This window comes from Paenibacillus auburnensis (assembly GCF_927798115.1).
Classification (GTDB): Bacteria; Bacillota; Bacilli; order Paenibacillales; family Paenibacillaceae; genus Paenibacillus_AQ; species Paenibacillus_AQ auburnensis.
The window spans coordinates 181,611-194,323 of sequence record NZ_CAKMMG010000002.1 but is presented as its reverse complement, the minus strand read 5'-3'; the positions used below and the strand labels follow the sequence as shown (position 1 = coordinate 194,323).

10 protein-coding genes are annotated in these 12,713 nt (G+C 49.1%); 7 read left to right on the top strand and 3 right to left on the bottom strand.

Translation table 11 applies throughout. The features are described 5' to 3' along the window. The first annotated feature begins 76 nt into the window (after positions 1-76). The 3 genes from L6H70_RS12805 to L6H70_RS12795 all read left to right on the top strand — a co-directional run bounded on the left by L6H70_RS12805 (position 77) and on the right by L6H70_RS12795 (position 5,233). Positions 77-892, top strand: a complete 816-nt coding sequence (locus L6H70_RS12805; RefSeq protein WP_236333603.1) for a DUF2935 domain-containing protein — start codon at positions 77-79, stop codon at positions 890-892. A gap of 707 nt (positions 893-1,599) precedes the next feature. Continuing rightward, positions 1,600-3,375 carry an ABC transporter ATP-binding protein gene (locus tag L6H70_RS12800; RefSeq protein WP_236333601.1) on the top strand — a complete coding sequence of 592 codons (1,776 nt, stop codon included), beginning with the start codon at positions 1,600-1,602 and terminating at the stop codon, positions 3,373-3,375. Further along, on the top strand, positions 3,365-5,233 hold the full coding sequence (locus L6H70_RS12795) for an ABC transporter ATP-binding protein (protein ID WP_236333599.1): 1,869 nt from the start codon (positions 3,365-3,367) through the stop codon (positions 5,231-5,233). Before L6H70_RS12800 ends, L6H70_RS12795 begins: the two co-directional genes overlap by 11 nt. Before the next feature lie 75 nt (positions 5,234-5,308). Here L6H70_RS12795 and L6H70_RS12790 read toward each other — a convergent pair whose 3' ends face one another. The 3 genes from L6H70_RS12790 to L6H70_RS12780 form a co-directional block, all read right to left on the bottom strand. Then, positions 5,309-5,557: a DUF7667 family protein gene (locus tag L6H70_RS12790; RefSeq protein ID WP_236333597.1), complete on the bottom strand. Its 249-nt coding sequence runs from the start codon at positions 5,555-5,557 to the stop codon at positions 5,309-5,311. A gap of 168 nt (positions 5,558-5,725) precedes the next feature. Then, positions 5,726-6,769 carry an HD-GYP domain-containing protein gene (locus L6H70_RS12785; RefSeq protein WP_236333595.1) on the bottom strand — a complete coding sequence of 348 codons (1,044 nt, stop codon included), beginning with the start codon at positions 6,767-6,769 and terminating at the stop codon, positions 5,726-5,728. An 85-nt stretch (positions 6,770-6,854) separates the two neighbouring features. Further along, the gene (locus L6H70_RS12780; protein WP_236333593.1) at positions 6,855-7,568 is read right to left on the bottom strand and encodes a molybdenum cofactor biosynthesis protein; all 714 of its coding nucleotides are present in this window, start codon (positions 7,566-7,568) and stop codon (positions 6,855-6,857) included. Between the two features lie 138 nt (positions 7,569-7,706). On the opposite strand from L6H70_RS12780, the gene L6H70_RS12775 reads away from it, so the two are divergent. The 4 genes from L6H70_RS12775 (at position 7,707) to yfkAB (ending at position 12,703) form a co-directional block, all read left to right on the top strand. Then, complete coding sequence (locus L6H70_RS12775) at positions 7,707-9,146, top strand: bifunctional metallophosphatase/5'-nucleotidase (protein WP_236333591.1); 1,440 nt, start codon at positions 7,707-7,709, stop codon at positions 9,144-9,146. A gap of 75 nt (positions 9,147-9,221) precedes the next feature. Then, positions 9,222-10,049: an undecaprenyl-diphosphate phosphatase gene (locus L6H70_RS12770; RefSeq protein WP_236333589.1), complete on the top strand. Its 828-nt coding sequence runs from the start codon at positions 9,222-9,224 to the stop codon at positions 10,047-10,049. Between the two features lie 155 nt (positions 10,050-10,204). Then, entirely contained in the window at positions 10,205-11,305 is a 1,101-nt protein-coding gene (locus L6H70_RS12765) for an HD-GYP domain-containing protein (protein WP_236333587.1), read from the top strand. Positions 11,306-11,569: 264 nt separating this feature from the next. After that, positions 11,570-12,703 (top strand): radical SAM/CxCxxxxC motif protein YfkAB, encoded by a 1,134-nt coding sequence (yfkAB, locus tag L6H70_RS12760; RefSeq protein ID WP_236333586.1) that lies wholly within the window; start codon positions 11,570-11,572, stop codon positions 12,701-12,703. The last annotated feature ends 10 nt before the right edge of the window (positions 12,704-12,713 follow it).

The following is a 12,713-nucleotide window of genomic DNA, read 5'->3' as shown; positions in this document are numbered from 1 at the left end:
CCATTCGCTGTTCTAATCGACAATGAACTCCCATATGCCTAAAAGTAGATGGTTTTTCTACAAGGGAGGGATATGCTTGGATGCATTTGTTACCCGGTCGTTAGATGAAATACGGTTTTGGTCCAGGATCATGAAGGAGCATTCGCTTTTTCTTGGGTTAGGGTTCAGGGCGGAGGATACTCAATTAAAAAAAGAGGCAAACCAGTTCTATGCTATTTTTGAGGATATTGAGCGAAGAGCACATGAATTTCAAAGCGATGCAGACCCTTTTACAATTCAAGCTTTTAATACAGAAGTTCGGGTAGCCGCGACTAATATCTGGGCGTTTAAAAGAATGGTACTGGGTCTCATACTGCAATGTAAACTTCCGGGGCAGACAAACTTTCCTTTGCTGGTAGATCATGTAAGCCGGGAAGCTAATTATTTTAGAAACCGCCTAGAGGAGCTCAATGCAGGAAAACTCGAGCCATTGCCTGACGCTATAATCGATGAAAATGTTTTTTTCTTAAAGATCATGGCCGATCACGCAAAATTCATTGGTCATTTGCTGGATCCGTCCGAACGGAAATTGGTTGAGCAGGCTAGGGAATTTAGTAATGACTTTGATACATTGGTATTTCAGGCGGTTGATTTAAGTCATATGCGTCCACAATCTCAAACCATCCCGCTTCTAAGTCAATTTGTTGATGAGAACCGGGTCTCTGTAAAATCATTGCGTGATTTCAAGAAAACTGCACGAGATTTAATCGAGGAATGCCGGATCAAAAGTATTATTCATCCTTTGTTGGCGGATCACGTATTTCGTGAGGCTGAACGGTTCCTCTTTATTCTCGATATGTTTGATCAATCCTTATCAGGAGTGAAGGTGAATAAGAGGGAAATCATCCACTAAAATCTCAGTGGAGCATAGGTAAGGTGAAGAACGGGCTGAAAAGGCTCGTTTTTTTATGTTGTTGTTATTCGATAACCATCTGGAAGCTTACACTCCAGACTCTGTGTCTTTCAGGGTTTTGCCACCGCCTGGTCCCAGGGTATAAACGGGCAGCTAAGCCAAACCTGAGGTATCCACGAGGTTAACTGACGTTGCTGAAGCAAAACCATTCGGATCCAAGCCAATATTGCCGAGGAAATAACGGGGTGCAAACAGTGACGGATAAGAATATTTTGAGTTGGCCTCGTGTAAATGGAATTATTATACATATAGTCATTAAGTTGGGGGCGGCAGATCGGGAAAACCGGGTTGAATCTGGTCTTTACTTAATTGAACAGGATTTGAGAGGAAATGGGAGCAATTAAAGATACGGCCGTCATTTTGCGCCAGGTTAAGCCTGATTTAATCGGAAAAAAGACGGAAAACGGCCATTTCTCCCCTTTGCCGCATTAAATCATGGGTGATAAACTGCTTAAAGTCCCTAAATTGGAAGCGCTAAAAAACATGGCTTGCGATGTGAGATTTACATCGCAAGCCACATGTATCTTACGGAGCAGGCGCCGCTTCGCAGGAACAAGTTTATGCTTACGAAGCAAGCTTTACTTCGTAAAGCCAAGTTTATGCTTACGGAGCAAGCTTTACTTCGTAAAGCTTTAAGGAGGAGAGATATGGATGTTCTCAGGCAACTGCGGGGCTTTTATCGGGAGAAGCTGCACTATTTAATTCTTTCGATTCTATGCTTGGCTGCCGCAACTGCAGTGGGGCTTATAACCCCCAATTTGTTAAGAAGGTTGATCGACGATGTAATAGTTCCCCTAAAGTTTACTGAGGTACCCGTATTGGCCCTCACTGTAGTCGCAGTAGTAATCGTGAAAGCCTGCCTGCAGTTTGCACACGGTTTTTTTGGAGGCCGGCTTGGTAATTTTCTGGCTTACAGGCTGCGTAATGCCTGCTATGAGAAGCTGCAATTCCTGTCTTTCCGTTATTATGATACCGCTAAGACAGGTGACCTGATGTCCCGGCTGACTGGGGATCTGGAAGCGATCCGTAACTTTATCGGCTTCGGATTCGCCCAATTGCTGAACGTATTTTTCATGGTACTGTTCGGCTCGATTATGATGTTCACGATCAATTGGCAGCTCACGCTTGTCACTCTGATCACTATGCCGTTTCTGGCTGCGGTAGCACTCAGATTCGAATCGAAGATTCACCCGGCCTTTCAGGAGATGCGGCTCGCCCTTAGCTCTTTGACCACGGCTGTTCAGGAGAATATTACCGGTGTAAGGACCGTCAAATCATTTGCCAGAGAGGCTTATGAAGTTGAAAAATTCTCGCACCGTAATGAACGTTATAAGGATAACCAGATTTTTGCCGCAGAGCTGTGGAGTAAGTTTTTCCCGGTTATGGAGCTGCTGGCCTCGGTCAGTATCGCCATTTTGCTCGGGGTCGGCGGAACACTAGTCATCAACAATCATATGTCGCTGGGTGAGCTGGTAGCCTTCTTCAGCCTGATCTGGTATATCATTGGACCGGTCTGGGGGCTTGGCTTCCATATCAACAACTATACGCAATCCAAAGCCTCGGGAGAACGGGTTCTTGAAGTGCTTAACCAGCGCATTGATGTGCAGGATAAGAAGAATGCCCGGACGCTTGAATCCTCGGAGGTTAAGGGAGAAGTCGTATTCGATCATGTAACCTTCGCATATGGCAACAAGATGCCTGCGGTCAAGGATATACATTTCGAAGCGAAACCCGGTGCGGTGATCGGTTTTCTCGGGGGAACCGGCTCCGGTAAATCGACGATTATCCAGCTGATGATGCGTGCTTATGATGTGAACGAAGGAAGTATAACGCTGGATGGTGTAGACATTCGGGAGTACAACGTGCGCAGTCTTCGCTCACAGATCTCCACGGTGTTCCAGGAGACGTTCCTGTTCTCCTCGTCAATCCGTAATAATATTTCCTATGGACTCAAAAATGTGAGCATGGACGAAATTATCCGTGCCGCTGAGCTTGCCAAAGCCCATGATTTCATTATGGAGATGCCGGACGGGTACGATACGGTTGTCGGTGAACGGGGGATGGGGCTCTCAGGAGGTCAGAAGCAGCGGATTGCTATCGCCAGAGCACTGCTTAAGAATCCGCGGATACTTATCCTGGACGATGCAACGAGTGCCGTTGATATGGAAACGGAGCATGAGATTCAGGCCGGCTTCCAGGAGGTTATGCGCGGGCGTACAACGCTGATCATTGCCCACCGGATTTCCTCGCTGCGCCATGCCGACCAGATTATTGTAATGGATCAAGGCCGTATGGTTCAGAAGGGGACGCATGCCGAGCTGATCGAAATTCCCGGCCCTTATCAGGATGTCTACCGGATTCAATATGCCGATTATTTGGCCAGAACCGCCGAAAGAGGGGAGGGAACCCAGCATGGAGCTTGAAAAGCTTGAAGCCAAACAGGTAATAGCTGCCGCCGCAAAGGGAAATAAGAATGCTGAGCAGACGCTTGGAGAACGTTTTGTGTATAAAGATGATGATCAGATCGATAAGTCGTTTGACTGGAAACAGTTCACCCGGCTGTTTGGGTATATGAAGCCTTATGCGAAGCAGATGCTTCCCCTTGTCGCCGTACTGATGATTCTGGGCACAGTGACGAAGCTGACGGTTCCTTTTCTAACGAGTATGGCCATTGATAAGGCAATCGCTCCGAAGGACGGAAATCCCAGCCTTACCCTTCTGTATACACTGACGGCAAGCGTAATTGTGCTGTACCTGATTCAGTGGATCGCCGGGGTTTACCGGATTAAGTATACGAATGTAATTGGACAACGGGTGATCTATGATTTACGCTCGGATCTCTTCCGGCATATCCAGAAGCTCTCGTTTAACTTTTTTGATAAACGGCCGGCTGGCTCGGTGCTGGTGCGGGTGACAAATGACATCAACTCCCTTCAGGATCTGTTTACGAACGGAGTCGTCAATCTGATGATTGACTGCGTCCAGCTTGTCGGCATCATGGTGATTCTGCTGCTGATTAACTGGAAGCTGGGGCTGGCTGTAATGATTACGGTACCGGTTATGTTCATTGTTTCCACCAAGCTTCGGCAGAAGATCCGGATTGCCTGGCAGGATGTGCGGATGAAGAACTCGCGGATCAACTCCCATCTGAACGAATCGATTCAAGGGATCAGAGTTACCCAGGCATATACGCAGGAGCGGGAGAACATGCAGTATTTTGACGCCATGAATATGGACAGCCGCAAATCCTGGAACAAAGCCTCAGCGATGAACCAGGCGTTTGGCCCGATTATAGAGGTCACAGGCGGGTTTGGTACGATGATCCTGTTCTGGTTTGGTGCCTACCTCATTCAGTCCGGAGAACTTACTGTAGGGTTCCTGGTTGCGTTTAGTACGTATGTGAGCAATTTCTGGGACCCGATCAACCGGCTGGGCCAGATGTATAACCAGCTGCTTGTAGCAATGGCTTCCTCAGAGCGGATATTTGAGTACCTCGATGAGCAGCCAGCGGTTCAGGATAAGCCGGATGCGAAGCCGCTGCCGAAGATTCAGGGCGACATTAACTTTAACAATGTAGTGTTTGAATATGAAAAAGGCCGGGCGGCACTGAAAGGCATCTCACTTGACGTTAAGGCCGGCCAGTCTATTGCCTTAGTCGGACATACAGGCTCCGGTAAAAGTACAATCATTAACCTTATCGGGCGCTTCTACGATATTAAGAGCGGCAGTCTTACGATTGACGGCAGAGATGTCCGTGACGTCACGCTGCAAAGTCTACGTGAGCAGATCGGTATCGTGCTACAGGATACATTTATTTTCTCAGGAACGATCCGTGACAATATCCGCTTTGGCCGGCTGGATGCAACAGATGCCGAAGTCGAAGAGGTCGCCAAAGCAGTCGATGCGCATGACTTTATTATGAAGCTGCCCGGCGGCTACGAGACCGAGGTGGAGGAACGGGGAAGCGCCCTGTCCATGGGACAGCGCCAGCTGCTCTCCTTTGCCCGGGCGCTGCTGGCTGATCCGCGGATTCTGATCCTGGATGAGGCAACGGCAAGTATCGATACGGAGACAGAGATCAAGATTCAGGAGGCGCTCAAAATCCTATTGCAGGGACGTACCTCCTTCATCGTAGCCCACCGGCTATCAACCATCCGCCATGCCGATAAAATTGTCGTGCTGGATCACGGGGAGATCAAAGAAGAAGGTAATCACGCTGAGCTTACCGCGCGTGACGGCATTTATAACGGCTTAATTGAAGCGCAGTTCCGCTTCCTGTAGCAGCAAAAGCAGCAGCCTTTCCTCTGGAGCCAGGGAATAAGCTGCTGCTTTTCAATGCGGGTATTCAGCTGTACGCTATTTATGCCCTTTACCGGCTTTACCGTTCATTCTCACTTCAAACAGCTGCGCACTGATCACCTGCTGCCACTCGGTATCCTCTGTCTGGGCAGCCAGCAGTGCTTCGTTGTTCAACCGCCCCATTTCCCAGCAGTAAACCGCATTAGCGTGCAGGCAATGCTGCTGCTCAGTGATTTCGGCTGCCGACAGCGGACGTCTGCGGCTTATCGTATATAGCTCTGCCAAGCGCTGATGAACCGGCAGCATCGGTCTGCCCCCTTTATATGGTGAATGATTACCTTATCAGCCTCGCCAGAGATTTCGATATTCAAACGCTGCATTCTAAGATTCCAGGCAAAACTAAACGGCCTCAGTCCCTGTGAATTCAGGACTAAGGCCGCTTATAGATAACTTATTTTAAAGGAACCTCTTATATTATTCCATATAAATCTCAACCACGGCAATTTGGCGTTCACGGGACAGATCGAGGAATTTACCTTCGCTTTGCACCAGCGGACGGAAAACATCCAGCGGATTGTTCATGATAATAACACCCATGTCACCGGTACTGAGCAGCACTTTTTTGCCGATAAAGTTGGGCATCAGATGCTGGATAAAAGCTTGTACAGGTCTGCCGTTCAGCTTGCCGAAGCTAAGGGAATTAATTTCCCTCATGACAGAGATGAGTTCCTGCTTCGATTGATAGACACGGTGAGAGGTCATTGCGCTGTAGATGTCGGCAACGGCGGCGATTTGGGCATACGGATGAATATCGGATTTAGTCAGATTATGCGGATATCCGCTACCATCTTCACGTTCATGATGCTGCAGGGCAACCAGAGCCGTGAAAGGATCATTCATGGAATTGTTAATAATTTCTTGACCGTAAATCGTATGTAATTTCACTTCTTCATATTCTTCCGGAGTGAGCTTGCCGGGCTTATTAAGTATAGTAGGATTAATGCGACATTTCCCGATATCGATCAGATATCCGGCACGTCCTATTTCATAGCACTCCCTCTTGGAATATCCAAGCCATGATGATATATAATAAGATAGCATGCCTACCTGCAGGGAATGGTTATAGGTGTAATTGTCATCACGGTCCAGCAGAAGCAGCAGTGATACTACATCTTTATGCTTGTCCAGCGTGAGCAGGGTAGGCTGAAGAATGTCATCAACTACAGTCTGGTTAAAGCTTCCTTTAGTCAACGCTTCCATATATACGGATTCGAAACCTTCGATGCTGTTATCAAAATTGGCGGCGACAGCCTGGATGATAGAGGACCTGCTTGTTGGCGCAGCTTCTGCTTCCCGTACATCCTCGATGTCAACATAATCTACTCCATGCTGTATCAGCTTGGCGATTTCCTCTGATTGAAGACGTGACCCTTTAGGCAATACATGCAGCCCTGTAGAACTAAAGGTATCCATCCTCAGGAAATCACCTGCTTTAAGATCCATGACGTGTACTCTCAATGACTATGCCACCTTACCTTACTTAAGTGATTTTTTTCCAGCATAGCAACAAAGTCTGAATTATTCAATGGTTATGAAGTAATGATTATACAGGCTTATAATCCTTAGCTTTGGGGTCAGAACCTAACCATTTTTCACCGGTTTCGTTGATATCTTTTTTCCAAACAGGAACCGTGGCCTTTAGCTTCTCTATTGCATAACGGCTGGCTTCATAGCAGGTGTCACGGTGCGGGGCGGATACTGCAATGATCACACTGGCCTCCTTAAGTCCTACAAGTCCTATCCGATGTGCAATCGCGCATCTTGCATTCCAGCGTTCCTGTACATCGCTGCCGATTTCCTCCAGTTTGGAGAGCGCCATCGGGATGTATGCCTCATAATGAAGTGCTGTTGTCCGCTCTTCTCCGGTCATTTCACGAGTTGTTCCCACGAAAATAAGGGAAGCCCCGTGGTTGCTGTCCAGCACTTTGTCCAACATCATTTCTGCACTTAAAGGCTGGTCCGTAAGGAGATAAAGACCGTCTGCTGATTCACCGCTTGATTCTGCGGGTTCACCTCCGGAAACAGGAGGAATCAGTGCAATCTCGGATTCTGCGGAGATTATAGTGTCGTCTGGTGCATACTCGCGGTCGATGGCTACCAGAGAAACATTGATTTGCGGTGCAGCATCAGGATAGCAGGCTGCAAGCAACTCCTTGAGTTTTCCCGCGGTAAGCGGGGTTTCATGGGCATGGAAATCCAGGGAAGAAGTGCCGATTATTTCGGCCAAGCCGGCGAATAGACGGATGGTTAATTGCATGGTTGATATCACCTCGGGGTTCTAATAATGATTACAATATACCATATTGCCCCTGAAAATGTTATGCTAGGCTTTATAAGATTACATGCCTGCCGCTTCTGTCAGAACGGCTTTACAGGTGGAAGGGAACTATAGCTCATGGAGTCTGTGCCGCAAAAACTGACCATACTTCACACAAATGATATACATAGCCATTTTGAGACGATGAGTTCCATTGCTGCTGAAATTGCCGGCCAGAAAGCTGCAGCCGGTGAGGAATCCGTACTTCTCGTGGATATCGGGGATCATATGGACCGGGCTGCGGTGGAAACGGAAGGTACGATGGGCCAGGCGAACATTGATATACTCAATTTAACCGGGTACGACGCTGTGACCATCGGTAATAATGAAGGGCTTACCTTTTCTCCGGAGACGCTGTCCGCTATATTCTCCGGGCTGCAGTGCCCGGTGGTATGCTGCAATTTCCTGGACGCCTCAACAGGGCTGCCTCCGCACTGGATGAAGCAGCATGCTATTGTCGAAAAGAAGGGTGTGAAGATCGGCATTACCGGGGCCACTGCTGCTTTTACATCCTTCTATTCGCTGCTGGGCTGGGATGTCTCCGATCCGGAGGATGCTCTTCGGGAGCAGTGCCGCCTGCTCGCCCCGCAGGTCGATCTTGTCATTATCCTTTCCCACCTCGGCTTGCCGGCAGATAAGCTGCTGGCAGAGAGGCTGGAAGGCGTACATGCCATTCTCGGCGGACATACGCATCACCTGCTGGAGCAGCCGCTGCTGATTAACGGGACGGCTGTGTGCGGCGCCGGGAAGTTCGGCCGTTATGTAGGAAGGCTGCAGTTTGAACGGACGGAACCTGGAGCGGCGTTCAAGCTGGTCAGCGGTGAGTGCATTGAGCTGGACCCGCAGCATACGGAGACTTTAATCGCGCCAGCAGCAGCACTGCATCTGCTTCACGGGCGTGAGGCACTGGAAGAAACCGTAGCGATCACTGATCATGAGCTTCCGCTGAATCTGCTGGGAGAATCTCCTTTCGGCAATCTGCTGGCTCAGGCAGTGAGACGGTTTACAGGCACTCCGCTGTCTCTGGTCAATACCGGTCAGCTGCTGGGGGCGCTGCCCCCAGGCAATATTACAGCAGGCCTGCTGCATGCACTTTGTCCGTCACCGATTAATCCCTGTATCATTAAGCTGATGGGGAAAGATATCAGGACCGCACTCATGCAGAGTCTTACAGAGGAATTCTGTAATAAGGCGATCTTCGGGTATGGATTCCGGGGGAAGGTGCTCGGCAGTCTGGCTGTCGACGGATTAAAAATCTTGTACGATCCTGCAGTAATGCCTTATGATAACAGTATTGCAGTTTTTGTCGACGGGGAGCCGCTGGAGGACAGCCGGGAATATAACGTTGGAACCCTGGACATGTTCACCTTCCGCATAGGGTATGAGAGCATTGCGAACGGGCGTGACCCGGTGTATCTGGTGCCCCACTTCCTGCGCGATCTGCTGCGTATGGAATTGCAGCGCCCGGGAAGCCTCGAAGAAAGTGCGAATGTCCGCTGGAAGAACACATCCATATAAAAGCCTCAACTACATAAGTTTAGACTAGAGCAGAAGCTGGAGAGGTTTTCAATTTTCTAAGATCAGGAGGAAGTTATGGATACAATTACAGCAATAATTCTGGCTATCGTAGAAGGGATTACCGAGTTTATCCCGGTTTCATCCACAGGCCACATGATTTTGACCACGAAGCTGCTTGGCTTCGATGAGCAGGAACCCATTATGAAGACCTATGAAATTGTTATTCAGCTCGGCGCGATTCTGGCTATCGCGTTAGTGTACCGCAAGCGAATTCTTGATTTGCTTGGCATCGGACGCAGAGGCAGGGGCAGAGGCGGTGTGATGCCAGCCTCCCGGCTTAATCTGATCCACGTGATCCTCGGAATAGTTCCTGCATTGGCTGTAGCCTTTTTTGCCCGAGACTTTATCAAAGGCCTCTTCGGGGCTTCAACTGTGCTATGGGCGCTTGTTGCCGGGGGGATTTTAATGATTGTCGCGGAATGGTGGAACCGGAACAAGTCGCGGGTCACGGCGCATGAGCTTGATGATTTATCGTATGGCCAGGCGCTGGCAATTGGGCTGTATCAGATAATATCTGTACTCTGGCCCGGCTTTTCCCGTTCCGGTTCAACGATTTCAGGCGGTATGCTGAGCGGAGTCAGCTACAAGGCCTCAGCCGATTTCTCCTTTCTGATTGCTATTCCGATTATGTGCGCGGCATCCGGATATGAACTACTGGACTCATACAAATATTTTACCAGCGATACTATTATGGACTTTGCCATCGGCTTTGTGATTTCATTTGTGGTTGCTTATGTAGTGGTCATTCTATTTATGAAGCTGATTCAAAAGATCAGACCGACCCATTTTGCAATCTACCGCTTTATTCTGGCAGCTGTGTTCTGGCTGTTCATTATGCGTTAGATCAAGGACTTGGCTACCGGAAGAACAAAGGAACGGATTGAATTCTGAACTGATGTTCATGCCGGTTCGCTCAAGGTAACGGTATAGACACAGCGTGTAACTAAAGGCATTGCAACAGAATAGTAATTTACCGTTAAAGGCAGGAGTGAGCCAAGGTGCGTTTAGTATCCGTGAATCGGCTTCAGGCGGGGATGAAGCTGGGGAAAAAAATATATAATGATGAAGGACTGGTTCTGCTCGCTGACGGAATTGAACTTACGGATGCGTTAATTAAGCGGCTGTCTAGAATCGATATCGGCTACATTTACATAGAGGATGCCAACACAGACGATGTTGTTATTACTACAATGCTGCATGATGAAACACGCAACCAGGCGCTCAAAGTAATCAGGAACCAGTTTCAGCAGATGTCCGGCGCTTCAGGCATTACTAAGGGCTTCTATCATCTGGATAAAAAATTCTCGAGTATTATGGACTCTATCCTGGAGGATATGTCGTCACAGGAAGATCCGATGATCATGCTGGCGGATATGCACACAGCTGACAATTATCTGTATGTGCACTCGCTGAATGTCTGCCTCTATACTCTGGTGCTGGGAATTGCCCACGGCTACAGCAAGGAGGAGCTGCGTGTCATCGGCCTGGGATCCCTGCTGCATGACATCGGTAAAACCCAGATTCCGGTCAAAATCGTCCAAAAGCCCGGTATGCTGAGCGATGAGGAATTCCGCCATATGCAGGCCCATACGGAGATCGGGTACCGGATTCTTAAGGATGAGCCCAATATACCTCTTCTGGCGGCCCACTGCGCATTGCAGCATCATGAACGCATTGACGGCTCCGGTTATCCGCGCGGGCTGACGGGTCCGCAAATTCATGAATATGCAAAATGGCTGGGTGTGGCCGACTCCTACGATGCAATGACCTCCAACCGGATCTACAAAAAAGCGATGCTGCCCCATCAGGCTGTTGAAGCACTGTATGTAGGCTCGGGGACGCTGTATGAGCAGAAACAGCTTGAGCTCTTCAGAGACCGTGTTGCAATCTATCCGCTTGGTCTTACGGTGAAGCTCAGCACTGGCGAGAGCGGTGTTGTTGTGAAGATTGATCCCAGTACGCCGCACAGGCCGGTGGTACGTGTATTTACAGGCCCGGAGGATGAGCCGGTAACCCCGTATGAGCTTGATCTGGGTTCCGCGCTGTCCGTAGTCATTGCGGATGTTTCAGATAATGATGAGGCAGTGAAGTCTACCTAATTGAATTGTTGCGGCAGGGGCTTTACATGACACTCCCTGCCTCTTAGCAGCGAGGAGAGAAAACGAGCGACCGCCGGGCTGCGGATGCTTGCTTTTCGTCCCGCTGTTTTTAGTTTAAATGCGGTACTTGTACCGCTGGACAGCCTAAAGCTTTAGAAAATGCAGTTTTTTTGCCGGTCATGGTATGATAGAGGTTAAGTTACCGTTCTTTTTAATTTATTTTGGGTTAATAATAAGGAATACGCATTAAAGGAGCAAGAATAAATGAGATTAGAACCATCATCAAGAACAATAAGGGAGCTGTCGCCAAGCTTCGATCCATGGGATCCGATTACTTCACTCCGCGAGCATGGACGGCATGTACTGACCAGTGTAGAGATGACGGTTACCAATTTATGCAATATGCGCTGTGAACACTGTGCGGTTGGCGACAGCCTGACGATGAAAGAAGGGGAGATGCTGCCGCTGAAGAATATGCTGGACCGCCTGGATGAAGTGGAGCATCTCCAGACGATCAGCATCACTGGCGGTGAGCCCATGTTCCGGGCTTCCACGGTGGAGAGTACGATCGTACCGCTGCTGAAATATGCCCGCGAGCGGGGCGTACGGTCACAGATCAATTCCAATCTCACCATGCCTTATGCCCGGTATGAGAAGCTGCTTCCTTACCTGGATGTAATGCATATCTCATTCAATTATTTGAATGGCGATGATTTCCATGAGGTCGGCTTCGCGAACAGCGGCCATCCGGTCGCCAAGGAAGCGGCTTACCGGCTCTATGACACGATGCTGGAGAATTCACGCCGGCTTAGTGAAGACGGTATGCTGATCTCGGCGGAGTCGATGATTAACTACCGTACACACGCCAAGCTTCCGCAAATCCATAAGCTGATCGGGGATATGGGGGCCAGGCGGCATGAGGTGCATCCGATGTATGCTTCCAGCTTCGCTTCCACGCTTCCCGTACTGTCCCTGAAGGAGATGAGCGATGCCATTCATTCCTTGCTGGACGCTCGCGATCCGGAGATGTGGATGCTGTTTGGCACACTTCCATTTTTCGCCTGCAGCGCGCTTGAAGAAGATCAGAAGCTGCTGCGCAGACTACGTAAGGAGAAGAATGTGACGCTGCGCAATGATCCGGACGGACGAAACCGGGTGAACGTCAATATGTTTACCGGCGATGTATTTGTAACGGATTTTGCCGATATTTCCGCCTTTGGCAACATTAGTGTAAGCAAGCTGGTTGATATCTTTGCCGAGTGGCAGGAGAGCCATCCGCTTAATCAGAAGGTAAACTGCTTCTGTGAGGCAGCCAGCTGCTGCGGACCTAATCTTCTGGTGGCCGATATGTATTATCCAAAGGTAGATTTCAAATCAAGAAAAGCGATCACTCTGTAGAAATGAGGCG